Origin of the sequence: Robbsia andropogonis (assembly GCF_000970345.1) — a bacterium.
Lineage (GTDB): Bacteria > Pseudomonadota > Gammaproteobacteria > Burkholderiales > Burkholderiaceae > Robbsia > Robbsia andropogonis.
Map to the genome: position 1 here is coordinate 1 of NZ_LAQU01000052.1, position 18,428 is coordinate 18,428.

Consider the following 18,428-nt stretch of genomic DNA (forward strand, 5'->3'; position numbering starts at 1 on the left):
GGTCCACAGCAATACCACGCTCTGCCATCATCTCTTCGAGTTGCCGTAAGCTCAACGGATACGCAACATAACAACGCACGCATAGGAGCATCACGTCCAGTGGATAGTGGAGCCGTTTAAACACTTTCGACATTGCTTGAGTCAGCTTTTGCTTCATGGATCTGATTGTTCGCTCGGGGTATTCAGAATAATAGACCGTCTTATTGCAACAGAACCCGCTGCGCGGCCAGCGCCATTGCCGAATCCAGCAGCGTCATCACGAGGCCACCGTGCGCGACGCCCCAGCTATTGAGGCGATGCACCTGCACGTCGAGGTGCAGCACCGCCTCGCCGCCGCTGCATCAAAGGAGCCGCGCGCCGAGATGTCGCAGAAACGGAATACCGTCGAGCAGCTCGGCGCGCCACGCTTCGTCGTCGGTTGCGCTTTCGATCACCGGGTTCGTCGTCACGAATGCGCTCCCCGAAGCGCGTAGTCGAAGAACGACACCACCTCCCGGTTCAGCCGCGCGTGGAATGCGCCCCGATCAAAATCGGGCGCGTCGAGCGCTAGCGCCGGCAGCTCGTCGTGAAGTGCGCCCGGAAACGGCGTCAGGAACGAGAAATGCCCGGCCGACGGCACGCGCTCGAAACGTGTCAGGCGCGGTAGCAACGCGGCGAGCCGATGCGCGTGATACGGTTCGCGCAGAACGTCGTCGCGCTCGGCGCAATACAACGATACCGGCACATTGATCGCGCGCAGATTGGCGTCCGCAAACAGCGCACACATCGGCGCCAACAGCACTGCCGCTTTGAATCGCTCGTCATGCGCCGGCGCGAATGTGTCGGGATGCGCGGCGAGCATCGCATCCAGTTCGTCGGGAGACAGGCCGACGTCGTCAGGAGCGACCGGCAACAGATCGTCCGGATGGCGCCGGCGGTGTTCGGCCAGCGCGTGCACGCTCGCGCGGGCGCCAAGCACGCTCAGCGCCGTGTAACCGCCGAGCGAGAACCCCATCACGCCGCATGCGTCCGGTAGTAACAGCGGACCGAGTGCGGGGTCGGTCATCACCGCATCGGCCACCGCGCACAGATGCGCGGGGCGGTCACGCCACAGCGTCGGCGTGCCGCTCTGGCTGTCGTCGAGATAGTTGTCGTGAGGGTGCAGCGGTGCCGCGACGACGTAGCCGGCGGCGGCAAGCTCGTGAGCGGTGCCGCGATGGCCGAGATGGTTGCCCTTCGATCCGTGCGAGATCACGACGAGATGCCTGTTGCCTTGCCGAGGCGTGGCGCCGAGTGCGACACGCATCGAAAACGGCCCGAAAAACTGCGTGCGCTCTGGCTCGTCGGTGGGATACCAGAGCCCGACGGGCAAGGGCGTGCGCCCGAACTTCAGCGTGCGCTGACGAAAGCCGACCGGACAGGCGTCGGCGATCGGTGCCAGCGCATCGGCTTCATGAAGGGCATCGGTGGTGTCGCGTGCGGTCAGGGTTGCGTTCATATGCGTTGTCAGTTGTGCGATGCGGCAGTCAGGAGCACTTGCGTAGGCGACTGTCCGGTTGTTGAGGGATGGCCAGCGCACGCGCGAGGAAGGCCGCGGCGATTTCGTTCGCGGTACGCAGAGCCGCCGTTTCGTTTTCGGCACCGGCATCCGGCCGCGCGTTTCGTAGCAACGCTGGATCGATCGACACGAACGTTAAGTGGCCGCCGGGCACCGTGCGGTATTCGGCACGCTCGCCCAGTACGGATGCAAGATACCGTGCGTCGTTGGGATACTCGAGCACCTCGTCGTGGTCGCCTTGCATCAACAGCGTCGGTACGTCGAGCCCGCGCAGTCCTTGCGGCGTGAACAGCGCCGCGCCCGGCGGCGCCATCGCGACGACCGCGCGCACGCGGGTGTCCTTCGACGCGTCGAGCGATTCGTCTTGCACGCCGAACCGGCGTTCGATGCGCACGCCGACGCGGCGCAACGCGCCGTAGCGAATGCAGAGCACGTCGCTTTGCGAATGGGCGAGGCAATAGTCGTCGAGCGCGAGTGACGACGGCCGCGCGCCGCCTACCGCGAGCGCCGTATATGCGCCGGCCGAGAATCCCACGGCGGCGATCCGCTGCCGGTCGATGAACGGCGCATAGCGTGACGCGAGCAGCTTATCCAGCGCCGCCGACCATTCCTTCGGACGAGCGCGCCAGACGGCCAGCGTCGAACTGCCAGACGAAACGGCCGCGTTGTCGTCCTGATGCACGATCGCCAGCACCAAGTAGCCGCGGCGCGCGAGGTAGCGAGCGGTCCGCCAGTGCGTCATCGACGTGCCGCCAGAGCCGTGCGACAACACGATCAACGGATGCCGGCCGGAAAGCGGCGCGGCGTCGCGTGCGGCGTTGAACCGGGTTCGGCCTTCGCTCATCGGTTGCTCGGGCGCGGCCGTCGGAAACCAGACGAGCCACGGCAGGCCCTGGACTTCGGGCGTTGCCGGGCCGACCAGCTGGCTCACGCCGGCATTCGCGGCCGGTGCGCAAGCGTCGACCGCATGCGCACCGGCCGTGCAACAGGCCGCGAACAGGCACGCGGCGATCCGGGACGGCAGCCGCGCCCAGCTGGCGGAGCGGAGACGAGGGAGGATTGGAATAAGGCGCATGAAGATTAGAAATAGAAGATCGCGCTCGCGAGCACGCTCATGTTCGTCTGATAGCTTCCGTACTCGGTGGTGGCCCCGCCGACATAGCGGTTGAGGATCGCCGAGAACGACCACTGCTTGGAATAGTCCCAGCGCGCCGTCAGTTGCTGCAACGACGAGCGGTCGCTCAGATTCAGGATGCCGAGATAGACGAGCGTCACGTTCGGCGCGAGCGAGTTGCGCCATTCGGCTCGCCAGAACAGGTTCTGGCGGCTCATCGGTTCCTGCTCGTCAAGCGAGAACTGCCGCAGGTATTGCAATTGCCCGAGCTGCGCGACCTTGCCCGAGCGCTGTGCGGCCGCGCCGGCGGCAAACCAGCGGTCCCAGTCCCCCGACGACATCGCGCCCTGATGGAAGTCGTACTCGACCGACACGTCGAGGTTGCCGGTAATCGGCATGCTGATGCCGACCGCCAGATCCTGCCGAAACTTCAGCGAATCATCGTATGGCAGCAGCGGCCGGAAGTTCGCCGGGAAGCGCCCCTCAGCCACGCCCGCCGCATACGCGCGCGCGAGCAGATTCCTTTGCCATCCGCCGCTCCATTCGAGCACTCCCGTCACGCGATCGCCGAGCGCGCGCGTCAGGTTCAGCCCGAACAGATCGCGGTCTCGTTCGATCAGCATCGACGCTTCCGGTGCGAAGTTCGGCGCGATCGCGTAATTCGCGTCGAGCTTGAGCCGAGCACTGTTGTTCGTGCGTCCGAACTGCGGCTTCAAGCCGGTCTGCCCCTGGAGATCGACCGCCGGCGTCGGCGCGAGGCGCGGCGCCAGGGTCGCGGACCACGCGCCACGCGCATACACCTGCTGTACGCGTGCTGCGACCACCCCGAGCCGGTTCTCTCGCAGCACTGTCGGGTCCTGTGACACACGCTCCACGACGGAGCGCGGCCGGAAATAGTCGGTCGGGTTGTAGCCGGCCGCCACCCCGCCGCGGACGTTGATGCGCCCGACGTCCACGAGGCTCGTCCCCCGCGAATAGGTCGCGTACAGCTCGCGCAGATCGTTGCGGCTGAGCGAGCTCGCGGTCCAATCGTCGGACTCGCCGTGCTGGAGGCTGAAGCGGTCGCTCACAGTCAACGACCACGGGCCGAAGCCCTTGAAGCGCCCTTGCCAGTCGACGTCCATGTGTGCGCGCCAGCTCGGCGTCGCGGTGCCGGGCGGCATCGGCACCGCGAGCGCTTGCCGGTAGTTGTAAAGCGTCAGCGCGGCCTCGGCATAGCACCGGCCGGAATACGAGGCGCCGCCGCCGTCGTCGGCATCGCTCGCGGTGTCGTCGTGACGCCGCACGATGTCCATCGCCGAGTCGACCAGCCCGTCGAGCGCGGCATCGTCGCCGGCGACGGGCGCTGCGGCACCGCCACCGGCGCCGAAGCACGGCCCGCCGCCAATCAGCAGCGCCACGCTCGCGCACGCGAACGCCAGCGGCCGCACGACGCGCCAGTCACGACGCATCGATGCGCGGCAAATACGAACGTTGGAACCAGGCATCGGGAATGTCGACGGCGCGGAAGTCGCTGAAGTTCATTGTGGTAACAAGGCGCGTGTTCACTGCATCAATGAGCACGGCTTGCATCGGACGCACCCCGCCGAGCGCCGGCTTGTACTCGCGGTAATACACGAGTTTTAGAAGCTGTCCGCTGTCCGCATAGCACTTGCCCTTGACGATCGCGTTCGTGCTCTTGTCGATCCAGTATTCGAGGCGGCCATAGACGGCCGAATTGGACGCGGCGCTGAACTCGACGATGTTGCAGTCGTGCCGATTCTTGTCGGCATCGTCGACGGTGGCCTCGCCGGTAAGCCGCGCGTGGTAGTCGCGGCTGTAGTTGATCGTTAGCACGTCACCGTTCGAGGCCTGGCCGAGCAGCCGCTGCTGCATCGAGATGCGCAGGCTGGCGCCCGACGCAGGATCGTAGAACCACAGTGCGTCGCCGTCGTTGAGCAGGGTCTTGCCGGCATCGCGCGGCGGATCGACGTACTGCACGATGTCCAGCCATTTGCCCGACGCCTGCTGCCGCTTCGTAAACACGGCGACCTTGATGCGGCTGATTTCGGCGCCGTTCTCGTACTGGACGATCGCGTTGAACATTCGATACGCCGGCACCGGATCGAGCAAGCGCTCGACGGTGGCGACGATGTCGGCGGCGTTCGCGGGGGCGGCGTAGGCGCTGCGCTGCAGCGCAAGCAGTCCGGGCATGGCAAGGGTGCCGAACATGAAGGATCTTCTTCGCATGGGGGTCGAGGTCGAGTGTGGCCGCCCGCGGGCGGCCGGTTGATGACTCAGGCGTGACGCAATGCCGTGACGACGTTCAGGCGCGCAGCGCGGCCCGCGGCCAGCCGCGCGGCCAGCCCCGCGCTGAACACGAGCAGCACCCACAGCACGGCGGTAGTGGGCAGCGCGCCGCCGAAGCTGAAGCGCATCGGCACCGGTCGCAGGCTGCCGGGCGGCATCCACGTCAGGCCAGCGTGGTTCAGAGCGAACACGAGCGCGGCTGCCAACCCGACGCCGAGCGTCGCGCCCGCCGTGCCGAGCAGCAGCCCTTCGGCGACGAACAGCCGGCGCAGCGGCCCGCGGTCCATCCCCAGCGCGCGTAGCGTGCCGATCTCGCGGGTCCGCTCGAAGATGCTCGCGCTCATCGTATTGACGGTCATGAACAACGCGACGGTGCAGATTAGCGCCATCAGGAAGCTCGACAGGGTGCCGTAGAACTCGCTGATCTGCCGGTACGCAGGCGAAAGGGTCATGAAGTCGATGATTTCGAGCGGCACGGCGCTGTTGCGCGTGAGCTGCGCGATGCGCTCGCGCGCGCGCGGCAGGTCGGCGGTGCTCCTGAGCTGCACCACGATCGCGGTCGCCTGCCGCTCGCCGCGTCCGAACAGCAGCTTTTGCGCGAGCGCAATCGGCATGCCGACGTAGCGGTCGTCGAGCTCCTTGATGCCGAGCCGCACTTGACGCACGACGCGCATGCTGACCACGTTCGGCGCGCCGCCGGAGGTAGCCGCGAGCAGGTCGACGATGGCTTCGGGCGGCCGTCCGTCAGCGCCCGGGACATCGGCGCTTGCTATATCTTTCGCCAGATCGGCGAAGCGTCCGGCCTGCGTGCCCTCGGCCGGCGGCGTCGCCGGCGCGATCGCCGCAGCGTTCCCGCAGCGGGGGCGGGGGCGCACACAGGTTCAGGATGCGGGCGAGCCCGGCGCCGACGATGCCCCGATCGGTCGAGCCTTCGGGCACGCCCGAGGTCAGCGCATCGGCGGCACCCGGCAAGCCGTATGCGTTCCATTGCGCCATAGTCCGGCGGTCTGCAGGCACGACGCCCTGCGCGAAGAACGTGCTGGACGCATCCGACACGGCGCCGCTGACGATGCCGCCGACGCTGACGGTCGGCGTAACGACCGTGAGCATCGGCTTGAGCACGGGATCGGAGCGGAGCTTGCCGATCAGCGTCTCGTAGTCGGGAATGCCGAACGAGCCGGGATTGCCGCCGCCCGATGCGAAGTAGCCCTTGCGGAAGAGGTTTAGATGGCCGAGGCGGATCACGGTTTCCGTCTGCAGCCCGTTCGTGACGTTGGCGGCGAACGCGCTGAACAGCGTGACGGCGACGCTGCCAATCGCGATCGAGGCCGCGGTGACGATCGAGCGTCGGCGGTTGCGTATCAGGTTTCGCAGTGCGATGTCGAGCATGGGAGCCAGGATGGAGTGGGTTAGGAATGTGCGGCGGCGCGAACGCCGACACCCGGCTGGCAGGGCGAGCGGACGCCGCTCGCGGCGTCGAAGCGGCCGTCCTTCATGTGCGCGACGATGTCCGCCTCGCCGAGCAGCGCGCTGTCGTGCGTCGAAAAGACGAACGTGGTGTGCGACGAGCGCTGCATCGCCCGCATCAACGCGACGATTTCCGCGCTGGTCGCGGAATCCAGGTTGGCGGTCGGCTCGTCCGCGAGCACCAGCGACGGCGCCTTGACGAGCGCGCGGGCGATCGCGACGCGTTGCTGCTGCCCGCCGCTGAGTTCGCCGGGTCGCCGGTCGCGCTCACGCGCGAGGCCAACCATGTCGAGCGCCACCTGCGCGCGCCGCACGCGTTCGCCGCGATCGACGCCGAGCAGCCGCAATGGATATTCGACGTTCTCCTGCGCGCTCAGCACCGGCACCAGATTGAAGCTCTGGAAGATGAAGCCGATCTTCTCGCGGCGAAAGCGCGTCAATTCACGCTCGCTCAGGCGCGCGATGCTCTGGCCGGCGATTTCAATGTCGCCGGTATCGGGAAGGTCGACGCAGCCGAGCATATTGAGCAGCGTCGATTTCCCGCAGCCCGACGGCCCGGTCACCATCCAGAAGGTTCCGGACGGAATGTCCAGCGACGCGCGACGAACGGCGTGGATCCGCTGGTTTCCGGCCTGGTATTGCTTGTCGACATCGACGAGACGCGCGGCGCAACGGTTAATGGATCTCATATCTGACTCGCTTGGAAGAGTGGGTTCACGATGCGCGCTGGCAGCGGCCAGCGCCGCAGGCCGGCGTGCGGGCTGAATGACGTGACGACGTCCGGCACGCGGAGCAGATCGCTAGCTTCGTAGAGGGCGCACAGCCGCGCCCATTCGTCGGGCGCATCGGGGTTCAGGCGCGCGCACCGGTCGAGCGCGTCGAGTTCGTCGTCGTCATCGATAACAGCTTCCGGGTGACGGAACAGCGCCGGCCCCCAGACGTCCCACATCAGCGGCTCGAAGCCGTTCAGCGACGCTATGTCCTGATACGCGTACTTCGCGACCGCGCTCATGCCTCGGCCGCGCTCGCCGTGCGGGCCGCCGAACGCGGCGAAATCGCGCTCGCCGGCGCGGCACTGGCGCCACAGCGTCAGGGCCGGCACGAACAGTCCGTCGGGCAGCAGTTGGCCCGGCACGAGGTCGATGTCGTGAAGCGCGATGATTTCGCGATGCATCCGGCAGTCAATGGTTCGCCAACGTTGCCCGTCGAAGTACTCGGTGATCGCGTGCTCGTGCATCGGTTCGTGCGGCCGGTAAAGGCGGTGCGCAAAACCGTAGCGCACGCGCGCGGGAATCTCGTGCGCCCGCAACACCGATGCGCACAGCAGCGCGGTATCCCGGCAGTTGCCGACGATCCGCTCGTCCGGGCGGCGCGGCGCCGACAGCGGTGTTTCCGACAGCGCGAACAACGCGTCGAGCATGGCCGCGGTGGTCCGCAGGTCGACTTGCCAGAGGCGCGATGCGAACAGCGCGCCGTCGACGAGCGTCCGGTCCGTCACGAAGTTGAGGACGGTGCCCCCTATAAATTCGACGAGGTCGGACGTCGCGATGCTGGTCACGCGCACGCGCGCCGCGTGCGCGCCGAGATCGCTGATGATCGTCTGGCGGGAAAACGCCGCCCAGTCGCGGGTAACGACCGCGTTCATCGGATCACCCTCTGCGCCGCGTCCAGCACCGGCGACGAGTCGAGCAAAAGCGCCCTCAGGCAGGCGTAATCCGCCTTGCCGCTTGAGGTGCGGGGGATGTCGCGCAGATGAATGGCGGTCGGCACCATGTGCGCGGGCATCCGCTCGCGGCAGCGGCGCAGGATCGCCGTGCTGTCGAGCGACGCGTTCGCGACGACGCCATGGATCGTCAGGATGCTGCTCTGATCGTTGAGCGGGAGCATCACGATCACCGCGTTCTGCGTCCCGGCTGCTTCGCGCAGCATCGCCTCGACTTCGAGGCGTTCGAGCCGGTAGCCCTGGATCTTCAACTGGTCATCCGCCCTGCCGACGAATCGCCAGCCGCGCGACGTGTGCATCGCCAAATCGCCGGTACGGTACCAAAGGCGTCCGTCGGGATCGCGCAGGAAGCGCCGCGCGGATTCGTCGGGATTGTTCCGATAGCCTGACGCGATCTGGCTTCCCGACAAATACACTTCGCCAGTCGCGCCATCCGTCACCAGTTCGCCGTGCGCGTTACGCGCGACGAGCGTCTGGCCCGGCAGCGGCTCGCCGAACGGAACGAATTGGCCGTCGTCGCCCGGATGCCAGCGGTGGCAGGCAATCGCGACGGAGGCCTCCGTCGGCCCATAGAAATTTTCGATCACGCTGTCCGGAGCGGCCTCGCGCCACTGCCTCACGAGGTTGGTCGGCAGCGCCTCCCCGGCGAACACGCTGCACTTCAGGCTCGCGAGCGCGTTCGGCTGCAGCGCGTGCAGATCCTGCAGCATGTTCGCGACCGATGGCGTCGAGAACCAGTGCGTCACGCTCTGCGCGCGGATATAGGCGGGAATCCGGATCAACTGATCCGGCAGGCGGTGCACGCTGCCGCCGGTCGCCCACGCAACGTGGCTCTCGAAGATGCCGACATCCCAGCTCAGGTTCGAGATTTGCCCGAAGCGGTCCTCGGCAGTCGGCGCGACGCGCAGCGCCGCGCTGTCGATAAATGCCAGCAGGTTGCCGTGCGTGAGCGCCACGCCCTTCGGCACGCCGGTGCTACCCGACGTGAACAACAGGTACGCAACCGCGCTCGCGTCACATGCGGCCGGTTCGGCGTGGCGGCCCGGCAGCTCGTCGAGCGTTCGCTTGCCGTGGAAGCAATGCGGCGCGTGCACCGCGAGATCGTCGCTGTCTGGGGCGATGATCCGCAGCGCGAAATCGACACGCGGCAGGAGCTCCGGCAGTAACGCGACGCCGGACGCATCGACGACAAGGACGGCAGGCCTTTCTCGTTCGAGCGTTTGGACGATGCGCGCGACGGGATCTCCGGCGAACAGCGGCATATAGGTCCACCCGCCCAGCGGAGCCGCGATGCTCGCGATGTACTGAGCGGCCTGACGGCTGCCGAGCGCGGCCATCAGCGGCGGTGCGGCGTCTGGTCCGGCGGCGGGCGAGCGTCCGGCCGAGCGCATCGCGACGTCGCTCAGCCGGGTCGCGGCGTCGAGCAGATCGCCGTATGACCAGCGCTCGCCATCGATCACCAGCGCGGTTCGGCCCGGCGCCGCGAGCGCTTGCCGGTGAAAGTGGCCGACTAAGTTCGCGCGGCTTGCGCCGGCGGGCCTCGTGCGGCGGGACAAGTCGTTGTCATACATCGCTCAGCCCTCCAAGAAGATCGCGGCGGCGAACACCGCACCGATCCCGGCCGTCGCGATCATCACAGCGTCGCCGCGTTCGACCCGCTGGCGCTCCCGGCCCACCGCCCAGTTAAACAGCATGTCTGCGCCAAAGCAGTGGCCCGTTTCGGGCAGCAGATCCAGAAAGATCCGCTCGAGCGGCAGCTGCAGGATCTTCGACACGCGTTGCCACGAGAACAGATTGACGTTGTGCGGAAAGACGACCTTGATGTCGCTCCACGCGAGGCCCGCGTCGTCGAGTGTCTGCTTCATAACCTGCGCGAGCCGCTCGGGGTAGGTCCGATCGAATTCGCCGGCCTCCTCGCGACGCTGCCAGATGCCACGCGAGTGCTGGCCGAAGGTGTTCGTGCGCAGCGCGGCCAGCCGGGCACCCTTGTCGCGCTTGCCGAGCAGTAGCGCGGCGGCGGCGTCGCCGCAGAACGTCGTGTTTGGAATCCAGCGCAGCGTCCGGGAAAACGCCTGGTCCGCTGTCACGACGATCGCGAGCGCGTCGTCGTCGGGCTCAGCGGCCAGCAGCACGTCGAGGCTGCGCAGCGCCACCATCGTCGATGCGCAGTTCGACGCGGTCATGCCGAACCCGACCGCCCGCGTGAGTCCCGCGTCGCCGCAGATTTCCGCCGGCAGGCTGCGCATGTACGGCCACGTCATCTGCGCTGTATGGCAGTGCACGAGGTACTTCACGCGTGCAGGATCGACGTCGTTGCGCTCGATCAGCGCGCGTACCATCGGCGTCATCATCTGCTCGATCGGGCCACGATGCACCGGCACGCGCCCGAGCCCGTAAATGCGGGTATAAACCTTCATCTCGGCGTCGCTGAGCCCGATCTTCTCGCGCATCGGCGCGATGTCCTCTCGCTGCTCTGGGATCACGTAGCAAATGTCTTCGACCATCAACATGGATGCATCCTTTTCACTAAATCGTCAGGTGCCGGCCGCCACGCCCGCCGCGTGCGTGGTGCCCACCGCCGGTGCCGCGGCCGCGAGCTGCTCCTGCGCCATCTGCACGAGGCGCTTGCGATCGACCTTGCCGTTCGTCGAGGTCGGCAGGTTGCGCACATGGAAGAAGCGCAGCGGCCGGTGATAGGCGGCGAGGCGGCTGTGCGCCTCGGCTTCCATCAGCTCTTCGAAATCGTCGCCGAACGGGCCGCGCACGAACGCGACGAACGCGTCGTCAACTGTGGCGGGCTGCGGGACCGGCGCGATCGCGACGTCGGCTACGCCGGGAAACACGCGGATCGCCGCCTCGACCTCCAGCGGCGACACCTTGCGGCCGCGGATCTTCATCGTCTCGTCGGCACGCCCAACAAAGAAGAAATAGCCATCTTGGTCCAGATAGCCGAAGTCGCCCGTGTACAGAGCCCGGTCGCCGTAGACCGGATGCACGCCGATGCGCCGAGCGGTCAGTTCCGTGCGCCGCCAGTAGCCGCGCATCACCGTCGCGCCGCGCACGACGAGCTGGCCGACGACGCCGGGCGCGCATTGGCGGTGATCGTCGTCGACGATGATGATCTCGGTGTTCGGCATCGCCATGCCGACGCTTTTGGGCTTGCGCTCGAGGTCCTCCGGCGGTAGATACGTGCAGCGCTTGCACTCGGTCAGCCCGTACATCGAGAAGAGGCGCGCATCGGGGAACACGTCGCGCACGACGTCCATGTGCTTCGACGTCAGCGCCGCGCCGGTGTTGGTCACCATGCGCACCGATGCGAGCGATGTCGTCACGCGGGAACGGAATTCGCCGAGCAGGGTCGCCAGCGACGGCACGATCGGCATCACGGTGCAGCGATGCTCGTCGATGCGTTTAAAGACAGCGGCGGGGTTGAGCAGGCCTTGTTCGAGGACGAGCGTCGCGCCCACCGCGACGGCCATGATGGCCTGATAGAGGCCATAATCGAACGACAGCGGCAGCACGACCAGGATCACGTCGTTTGCGTTCAGACCGAGGTAGCGCGTGATCGAGTCGCACGCGGCGACCATGTTGTCGTGGCCCATGACGACGCCCTTCGGCTCGCCGGTCGATCCCGACGTGAAGATGATCGACGCGAGATCGACGGACAGCGGCGACGTCCAGTGCGCGGCGGGATCCGCCGGTCGGGTGAGCCAGTCCTGCAGGCAGTCAGCGGTGCTCGGAACGAACGCGCGTTGCGCGTCGTCGCGGCAGTGCGCGACGAGCCGCACGCCGCTGCTCGCGAACGCGTCGTCCGCGCCGAGCTGGTTCGCCAGCTCGGCCGTACACACAAGCGCCTTCGGTTCCGCGTCGGCGACGATGAAGCGGATCTTGTCCGTGCCCTGATCCGGAGCGATCACCGACACGCACACGCCCATGCGCAGCGCCGCCCAGAACACCATCAGCGTCTCGGGCACGTTGCCGAGGCAGACCACGATACGGTCCTGACGCTGCACGCCGGCATCTTGTAGCGACTGGATGAGGGCGCGGGTGACATGATCGAAATCGCGATAAGTGTACGAGCGTTTGCCGAAATGCAGCGCGACCTTCTCGGGAACCTTTTCAACTGTTTGGCCGAAGTATTCGGCGAGCGTGCGAATCATAGGGAACCTCCATGAGCAAGCGTGCGGGGTGGACGATGGACCGCGGGTCGGCGGACGATGACGAAGAGCGCGAGCGCGGTGAGCGCATTGCATGCCGCAATCGCGATGAAGACATCGCTGAGCGGATGGCCGCACGCCGCGACGGTGTAAGCCGCGGCGAACGTGATGCCGAGCGATGCCACGTTGAACGAAAGCGCGAGCCGGCCTTGGCCGGTCTGATCCAGGTAAATCAGCAGCGCCAGCATCGGGCCGAAGAAAACGAACGACGGACCGACGATCAGCAGGTAGTCGCGCAGGACCGCGGCCGGCGCGCCTTGTCCGGCCATCAGCGGCGTGATCAGCGGCTGCGCGGCGACCGCAATGGCCGACACGAGCGCATACAGCGCGATGCCGACGACGAGGCCCCGGCCGGCGAGACGGGCGACGCCGATGTCGCTGGACGGGGCACCGGCACGGTGCATCCCGCCCGCGCGGATCGCGAGGGCGGTCCCTAGCGCGACTGCCGGCATCATCAGGAAGCTCTGCAGTCGATTGGCGACGCCGAACCCGGCGACCGCGTGCGGCCCGATCCACATAAGAACGCCGTTGAGCGCCGCAGCATAAACGCTCAATACCAGGTAGCTGCCGAACACCGGGAGCGCGATGCCGCGCGTCATCGCAAGCGTGCGGGCGACGGCGGATCGCCAGTGCGGCCTGGCGCCGTCCGGGCGAGGCAGGCTGGCGAACGACGACGCGAGCATCACGGTACCGGCCGCGCCGGTCCCCCACGCGCCGCCGAGCGCCCCTTGCCGGAGCAGGAACGCACAGCCGGCGGTGACCGCGAGGTTGAGCAGGTTGGCCGCGATCGAAATCGCGAGCGCGCGGCACCCTGCTCCGCTCGCGAACAACGCCGCGTTCGCGAGCACACCGGCCGTCAGCACCGCGCTCGACAGCTGCATGCATGCGACGAAGCGCGCCGCGTGATGCAGCGTTTCGCGCGGCGCGTCGAGGTGCATGAAGAAGCGATCGCCGACCATGACGACCACTGCGGCGACGAAGAGCATCAGCACCGCGCCGAGCGCGGCGAAGTTGCCGACCATCAAGCGCAGCCCGGCCGCCAGCGCGGCTTGCGTGACGTACACGTTCAACGGCGCGCGCAGGCTTTCGGTGACCGCGACGACCAGCATGCTAAACGGCAGGAAGAGCCCCGACAACAGCAGACCGCTGGCCTCTGAGCGCCCGACGATCACAGTATTAGCGAGGATCGTCAGGCTCGACAGCAGCGAGCCGGCCAGTAGCGGCGTCATCAGGCCCAGCAGTGTCCGGACGTCCTGCCGGAACGGCTGCACGACGGTGGTGTGGGATTCAGACGAACGACGTGGAGTCATGGCGGCCGGGCCTTATGCCATCGCGGCGGCTTGCGCGGCCGCGAGCTTTCGGCGGCGCGCGAGATGCGCACCGGCATTGTCGAGATGGATGTTAGCCATACCCTCCATGAACTCGAACGCTCTGGCGTCGCGCACGGCCTTCTCCAGCCACGGATGATCGAGCAGCGCGGCGGTGCCCAGCAGCGCCGGAAGCTCGTCGGCGATGCGTTCGCAGAGCTGCGTCGCGCTCACCTTGCACAGCGGCACGTGCCATGCGGCATCCGAGTCGCGATCGACCTCGTCTGCGGCGAGGTGAACGAGCCGGCGGGTGCCCGCGAGCCGCGCGCACCAGTCGTCGAGCTGCATCGCCGCATGGCTTGCCGGCGCGATGTGTTCGCGGGCGAAATCGACCATTGCCTGAGCATGTCCGAGCGCGAGCGCGGCAACGGTCGGGCGGAACCGGCTGAAGGTCCGCATCAGCGCCATCATCCCGCGCTGCAGCGGGTGCAGATGCGCGCCGAGCAGCGCCGCTTCGTTTAACGGATGGCCATCGAATGCCATGTAGCCGAGCACCGTCCCGCGCAAGCCCACAGTGCGCAGGCTTTGCCGCCGCAGCGTCGCCCCTTCGTGCAGATCATCCGGAGTCAGCAGCACCGCTCCGAGGCTCAGCGGGCCGGGTCCGGTCCTGACCATCACCACGCCGACCGAACCGGTCGCGGCATGACCGACCAGCCATTTTTCTCCGTGCAGCCGGTTGTCGCGGTCGAGGTTCGTCGTCATCGCGCCAGCGTCGGAACCTTTATCCGGCTCTGTGACGGCAAGAAACGTGCGGGACCGGCCGTGCTCGACATGGTCGAAAAAGATGTCCTGCTGGGCCGGCGAGCCGAGTTCGCGCACGATTACGCCGGGCAGGCCAGTGCCGGGCGCGCTCAACAACGCGCTCGCATCACCGTAGGACAGCGCCTCGAACATCGTCACCCGTTGCGCGGCCGAGATCGGGCGCCGGTCGCACAACAGGCGGATCAGCGGATGATCCAGGTGCGCCAGCATCGCTTGCGGGTCGCGGTCGATCGCCGGCCCGACGTGGCGCAGCCAATTCGCGTACTCGTACAGTTCCACCGGATAAAGACGCATCCAGCTCGCGTGGGAAATGTCATTCATGTTGGAGACCGGGGTAGAGATTGACGAGGAGCGCGTACATTGCGGCTGCGTCGCAAAGGTTGCCCGACAGGTAGCTGCGGCCGCCGCCCAAACGGGAGAGCGACGCGCTGAACACCGCGATCTCCGTTGCCAGCCGGCACGATGCGTCACCGGCCGCGTGCAGCCACTCCTGGAGCAGCCGCAGCTGACGCTGCGCATCGCCGAGCTGATGGCGCAGCGTGGCGACCTTCGCCAGCGAAGCGCCGCCCACCTGTCGCGCGCTGAAGTAGTCCTGAAGCAGGTCGAGCACCTGCTCGCACCACGCAAGCTGCGCCGACACGAGCGCGGTGCCGACGCGGCGAGCCGCCGCCGACGACGATTCGATGCGGTCGTGAACCGATGCATCGACGCGCAGCACGTGCAGCGAGAAGCGTTGCGCAAGCTCGAAGCCGTCGTCGGCCCGCAGCACGGCGCGTGCGTCCGCGCCGGCGGCGTCGGCGATGCGGGAGCCGACTGACGGCAGGCAGCCGGCGCTCGTGACGGCCCAGCCGCCACGCACGACGATCGTCCGCATGGACCCCGCCTCCAGCGCGCCGGCGAAGCCGGGTAACGGAACGGCGGAGATGCAGCCGCCAAAGCGGCGATACCGATCCAGCCGCTCGGTGTCGTCGGCCGGCGTCGCGAAATCGATGTGGTTGTTGCTCATGTCAGTCCCCGTTGCGCCACGCGCGCGGCCCTTCGAACATCGCCCAGCCGAGCGCCAGCGTTTCGACATCCTCATCGATCAGCAGTGTGTGCCCCTGCCCGCGGGTGAGATCCCCCCTCAGGCCCGCATACAATTGCTCGAACAACCCCATGCTGGTCACGCCGGGCGACACCCATCGCACTGCGAACGGCGCGCGCATGCCGGCGGCGCGCTCGTGGTAGCGGTAGTGCTTGCCGACGAAGCTGTCGAACGGCATCAGCACGGTAAGCCCGGCCGGATCGACGTCCAGCCGCTCGCATATCTCATTGACGAATCCGGTGAGACGGAAGCGGCCTTCCTGCAGATCGCTCTCGGGTTCGACGCCTGCGTCGAGCAGCTTTCCAGCGCGATCGGTCGCGCGCGCGGACAGGACAATCGCGCCGGCGGACGAGCGCGACGGCACCGGCAGATGGTCACGCGCGTCGCGGGCGATCGTGGTCTGCTCGAAGCCGAGCACCACGATGTCGCGCACGCGGTCGGCCGGCCGCGTCGCCTTCTCCGTCACGAGCTGCGCGTGAGCGAGCTTCAGCGCCGCGAACGCGCCGACGCTGCCGCGATCGCACACATCGGCGATCGTGCCGTCGGGCACGTAGGTGTTGAGGAAATACATGCCGAACGCGGAATGCTCGGGGTTGTATTCGGGCGTCCAGTAGGCGAGCACGATGCTGCCGACGTTGTCGAGCATCTCGTTGTGCTTCAGATCGTCGAGCACCGGCGAGCCCAGCTCGGTGTACGAGTAACCGCCTCCGTCCGCAACCGTGCGCCAGTCAAGACGCTTGCCTGCGTGCTCGAACAGGTCTTCCTCGAATTCGAGCGCCCGCTGTCGCGCGCCCGACGTGGATGTGTTGCGCGGATAGACGCGAAACAGCACATCTTTGATGCAGGCGTGGATCGCGCTCATGCTACGGACACGCGCGCATGGACGAAACGGGCGACCGAAGCAATCGTTTGCAAATCGTCGTGTTCGAGTTCGTCGATCTGAATGCGGAAGTTGCCGATGCGCTCCTCGAGCGCCATGAAAAACGCCAGCACGCTCATCGAGTCCAGCCCGACGTCGTCGACGAGGCTAGCTTCGGCAGGCAACTGAGCGATGTCGGAGCGGCGTGTGACTTCCGTCAGCGCCGCCTTGACGCGATTGACGAGGTGATCGAGCGACAAGCTTGCTTGAGATTGCGACATAGGTAATTCTCCTTTTTTAGGTATCCGAAATTAATAAAATCGGGCCGCCCACTGCAGTCTGTTACCCGGTGTTCAGCGCGCGAACACGTTGCGCTGCAGCCGTGTCAGATCAGTCGGCGTATCGCGTTCGCGCACCAAATGCGCGCGCTGTCCGACGATCATCACCTCAGCAGGATGGCCGTGCCCGATGAATCCGACCGGGGATGCGGAAGGGCCGTATGCCCCCGCGCAGTCGATTGCGATCAGCGCGCCATCGTGCACCGCGTCCAGGCTCAAGCGGCGCGCGAGGACATCGCCGGGCGTGCACAGCGGCCCCGCGAGGTGCACCGGCTTCGCGCCGGAACCCGATGGCGGCGGCGTTCCGGCGTCGATCGCGCGCACCGGAAAATTGCGCTGGATGACGGAGCCCATGCCGGCGGCGGCCATGAAACAGTTGTAGCCCGCGTCGATCACCGCGAAACGCTCGCCGTGCGACTCCTTGAGCGCGTGCACGCGTGCAAGCAGCGTTCCGGACGTTGCGACGAGAAAGCGACCGCTTTCAGTGATTACGCGGCAGTGCGGATGCCGCCGCCTGAACGCTTCGAGGATCGGTTTCAGCAGGCCAGCGAGCACCCCGTGATCGAGCGAAGCCTCGGACGAGAAATACGGTACGCCCCAACCGCCGCCGACATCGACGATGCGCAGTTCGAGGTCGAGCGCGTCCGAAATCCGTTCGGACAGCGCGACGATGCGCTCGATGTTCGACGCGAGTGCCGTGGCGGACAGCACACGCGAGCCGTTGTAGACATGGATGCCCAGAATGTCGATTCCGGGCAGCTCGAGCTCGTCGCTGCGTTCGAGGACGACGTCCTCGGAGAAGCCGAACTGCGTCGCCACGCCGCTCATCTTGATCGGCGCCTCGTCCATCTTGAAATTTGGATTGATCCGCAGCAGTACCGGCACGCGTTGATCCAGCTCCCGAGACAACACGCTCAGGCGCGACATCTCCTCGAGCGAATCGACGATGATCGCGGCGATTTGGGCGTCCATGGCCGCCCGCAGTTCGGCATCGGTTTTAAATGGCCCGACGAAAATGATATCGCGCGGCGCGAAACCCGCTGCCAGTGCCGTACTTAGCTCGGTTAACGAGCTGACCTCCGCTCCCGATCCCAACAGGCGCAATTGAGCCGCGACCGACACGTTGGGGTTGGCCTTGAGCGAGAAAAAAATCTCAGCCTGGCCGCCGCATAACGTATCGAGCGCGTTGTAGTTCGATTCGATTCGCGCCGCGTCGTAAACGAAAACAGGTGTCCCGAACGCATCGGCGATTTCCGACTCCAGATCACGGTCGATTTCAATGAAATCAGGACACGACATTTCATCCACCCCCGGAAATTTATTGTTTATTTATAAAAAACTAATCAGCCGTCGTGCCTTTAATGCCTTCTCGACTCTCAATCGGCAAGCATTGCGCCAATAAATTAATATATCGTCGCCATATGAAAAATTTATTTCGACGCGAGCGCTGCATTAATCTCCACATCTTGCGAACTCACCATACTGCGCATGTGATGGTGACGTCGAAGCCAATACTCGAATTCATAGTCGAGATGAACCAAGTCAACAGCAACATCGTTTAATTGTGAGCTCAAATTGTGGGCAACATCTGTCAGCATTGCGATTGGTTCTGTCGCAATAAGAATTGGGTGGTGTAAGAATGCCTATATGTATAGGAATACTTATGAAACT

The 18,428-nt window shown here is 66.3% G+C and carries 18 protein-coding genes and 1 pseudogene; all 19 read right to left on the minus strand.

Going from position 1 to position 18,428, the window contains the following annotated elements; all coding sequences use genetic code 11:
• A pseudogene (locus WM40_RS29110) lies at window positions 1–133 on the minus strand (IS6 family transposase); the annotation flags it as partial.
• A gap of 67 nt (window positions 134–200) precedes the next feature.
• Window positions 201–323, minus strand: a complete 123-nt coding sequence (locus WM40_RS32160; RefSeq protein WP_269083109.1) for a hotdog family protein — start codon at window positions 321–323, stop codon at window positions 201–203.
• A 122-nt stretch (window positions 324–445) separates the two neighbouring features.
• Window positions 446–1,477, minus strand: coding sequence for an alpha/beta hydrolase family protein (locus WM40_RS24050; RefSeq protein WP_046154213.1), 1,032 nt, complete (start codon window positions 1,475–1,477; stop codon window positions 446–448).
• Window positions 1,478–1,505: 28 nt separating this feature from the next.
• On the minus strand, window positions 1,506–2,612 hold the full coding sequence (locus tag WM40_RS24055; protein WP_046154214.1) for an alpha/beta hydrolase family protein: 1,107 nt from the start codon (window positions 2,610–2,612) through the stop codon (window positions 1,506–1,508).
• Between the two features lie 5 nt (window positions 2,613–2,617).
• Window positions 2,618–4,102 carry a hypothetical protein gene (locus WM40_RS24060; RefSeq protein ID WP_046154215.1) on the minus strand — a complete coding sequence of 495 codons (1,485 nt, stop codon included), beginning with the start codon at window positions 4,100–4,102 and terminating at the stop codon, window positions 2,618–2,620.
• Entirely contained in the window at window positions 4,092–4,862 is a 771-nt protein-coding gene (locus tag WM40_RS24065) for an outer membrane lipoprotein-sorting protein (protein WP_046154216.1), read from the minus strand. The genes WM40_RS24060 and WM40_RS24065 overlap by 11 nt, the downstream gene beginning before the upstream one ends.
• 65 nt (window positions 4,863–4,927) lie before the next feature.
• On the minus strand, window positions 4,928–5,614 hold the full coding sequence (locus WM40_RS28255; RefSeq protein ID WP_052738499.1) for an ABC transporter permease: 687 nt from the start codon (window positions 5,612–5,614) through the stop codon (window positions 4,928–4,930).
• A gap of 70 nt (window positions 5,615–5,684) precedes the next feature.
• Window positions 5,685–6,329 carry a hypothetical protein gene (locus WM40_RS28260; protein WP_052738500.1) on the minus strand — a complete coding sequence of 215 codons (645 nt, stop codon included), beginning with the start codon at window positions 6,327–6,329 and terminating at the stop codon, window positions 5,685–5,687.
• 20 nt (window positions 6,330–6,349) lie between these two features.
• Window positions 6,350–7,096, minus strand: coding sequence for an ABC transporter ATP-binding protein (locus WM40_RS24075; RefSeq protein ID WP_046154217.1), 747 nt, complete (start codon window positions 7,094–7,096; stop codon window positions 6,350–6,352).
• Window positions 7,093–8,052: a transglutaminase-like domain-containing protein gene (locus WM40_RS28265; protein WP_052738501.1), complete on the minus strand. Its 960-nt coding sequence runs from the start codon at window positions 8,050–8,052 to the stop codon at window positions 7,093–7,095. The genes WM40_RS24075 and WM40_RS28265 overlap by 4 nt, the downstream gene beginning before the upstream one ends.
• Complete coding sequence (locus WM40_RS24085) at window positions 8,049–9,701, minus strand: AMP-binding protein (protein ID WP_046154218.1); 1,653 nt, start codon at window positions 9,699–9,701, stop codon at window positions 8,049–8,051. The genes WM40_RS28265 and WM40_RS24085 overlap by 4 nt, the downstream gene beginning before the upstream one ends.
• A gap of 3 nt (window positions 9,702–9,704) precedes the next feature.
• On the minus strand, window positions 9,705–10,640 hold the full coding sequence (locus WM40_RS24090; protein ID WP_046154219.1) for a ketoacyl-ACP synthase III family protein: 936 nt from the start codon (window positions 10,638–10,640) through the stop codon (window positions 9,705–9,707).
• 24 nt (window positions 10,641–10,664) lie between these two features.
• Window positions 10,665–12,290 (minus strand): class I adenylate-forming enzyme family protein, encoded by a 1,626-nt coding sequence (locus WM40_RS24095; protein ID WP_046154220.1) that lies wholly within the window; start codon window positions 12,288–12,290, stop codon window positions 10,665–10,667.
• Window positions 12,287–13,657, minus strand: a complete 1,371-nt coding sequence (locus WM40_RS24100) for an MATE family efflux transporter (RefSeq protein WP_082103172.1) — start codon at window positions 13,655–13,657, stop codon at window positions 12,287–12,289. Before WM40_RS24100 ends, WM40_RS24095 begins: the two co-directional genes overlap by 4 nt.
• 12 nt (window positions 13,658–13,669) lie before the next feature.
• Window positions 13,670–14,797 (minus strand): acyl-CoA dehydrogenase family protein, encoded by a 1,128-nt coding sequence (locus WM40_RS24110; RefSeq protein WP_046154223.1) that lies wholly within the window; start codon window positions 14,795–14,797, stop codon window positions 13,670–13,672.
• On the minus strand, window positions 14,790–15,482 hold the full coding sequence (locus WM40_RS30710) for a hypothetical protein (RefSeq protein WP_046154224.1): 693 nt from the start codon (window positions 15,480–15,482) through the stop codon (window positions 14,790–14,792). The genes WM40_RS24110 and WM40_RS30710 overlap by 8 nt, the downstream gene beginning before the upstream one ends.
• Before the next feature lies 1 nt (window position 15,483).
• Complete coding sequence (locus tag WM40_RS24120) at window positions 15,484–16,422, minus strand: hypothetical protein (RefSeq protein WP_046154225.1); 939 nt, start codon at window positions 16,420–16,422, stop codon at window positions 15,484–15,486.
• Window positions 16,419–16,700, minus strand: a complete 282-nt coding sequence (locus tag WM40_RS24125) for an acyl carrier protein (protein ID WP_046154226.1) — start codon at window positions 16,698–16,700, stop codon at window positions 16,419–16,421. Before WM40_RS24125 ends, WM40_RS24120 begins: the two co-directional genes overlap by 4 nt.
• Window positions 16,701–16,772: 72 nt before the next feature.
• A complete protein-coding gene (locus WM40_RS24130; protein ID WP_046154227.1) occupies window positions 16,773–18,056 on the minus strand; it encodes an alanine racemase in 1,284 nt (427 codons plus the stop codon).
• Between the last annotated feature and the right edge of the window lie 372 nt (window positions 18,057–18,428).

Coding starts and splice junctions, on each gene's coding strand:
- WM40_RS24050 (WP_046154213.1), bottom strand. CDS start 1,477: ATGAACGCAACCCTGACCGCACGCGACACCACCGATGCCCTTCATGAA.
- WM40_RS24055 (WP_046154214.1), bottom strand. CDS start 2,612: ATGCGCCTTATTCCAATCCTCCCTCGTCTCCGCTCCGCCAGCTGGGCG.
- WM40_RS24060 (WP_046154215.1), bottom strand. CDS start 4,102: ATGCGTCGTGACTGGCGCGTCGTGCGGCCGCTGGCGTTCGCGTGCGCG.
- WM40_RS24065 (WP_046154216.1), bottom strand. CDS start 4,862: ATGTTCGGCACCCTTGCCATGCCCGGACTGCTTGCGCTGCAGCGCAGC.
- WM40_RS28255 (WP_052738499.1), bottom strand. CDS start 5,614: ATGCGCGTCGTGCGTCAAGTGCGGCTCGGCATCAAGGAGCTCGACGAC.
- WM40_RS28260 (WP_052738500.1), bottom strand. CDS start 6,329: ATGCTCGACATCGCACTGCGAAACCTGATACGCAACCGCCGACGCTCG.
- WM40_RS24075 (WP_046154217.1), bottom strand. CDS start 7,096: ATGAGATCCATTAACCGTTGCGCCGCGCGTCTCGTCGATGTCGACAAG.
- WM40_RS28265 (WP_052738501.1), bottom strand. CDS start 8,052: ATGAACGCGGTCGTTACCCGCGACTGGGCGGCGTTTTCCCGCCAGACG.
- WM40_RS24085 (WP_046154218.1), bottom strand. CDS start 9,701: ATGTATGACAACGACTTGTCCCGCCGCACGAGGCCCGCCGGCGCAAGC.
- WM40_RS24090 (WP_046154219.1), bottom strand. CDS start 10,640: ATGTTGATGGTCGAAGACATTTGCTACGTGATCCCAGAGCAGCGAGAG.
- WM40_RS24095 (WP_046154220.1), bottom strand. CDS start 12,290: ATGATTCGCACGCTCGCCGAATACTTCGGCCAAACAGTTGAAAAGGTT.
- WM40_RS24100 (WP_082103172.1), bottom strand. CDS start 13,657: ATGACTCCACGTCGTTCGTCTGAATCCCACACCACCGTCGTGCAGCCG.
- WM40_RS24110 (WP_046154223.1), bottom strand. CDS start 14,797: ATGAATGACATTTCCCACGCGAGCTGGATGCGTCTTTATCCGGTGGAA.
- WM40_RS30710 (WP_046154224.1), bottom strand. CDS start 15,482: ATGAGCAACAACCACATCGATTTCGCGACGCCGGCCGACGACACCGAG.
- WM40_RS24120 (WP_046154225.1), bottom strand. CDS start 16,422: ATGAGCGCGATCCACGCCTGCATCAAAGATGTGCTGTTTCGCGTCTAT.
- WM40_RS24125 (WP_046154226.1), bottom strand. CDS start 16,700: ATGTCGCAATCTCAAGCAAGCTTGTCGCTCGATCACCTCGTCAATCGC.
- WM40_RS24130 (WP_046154227.1), bottom strand. CDS start 18,056: ATGTCGTGTCCTGATTTCATTGAAATCGACCGTGATCTGGAGTCGGAA.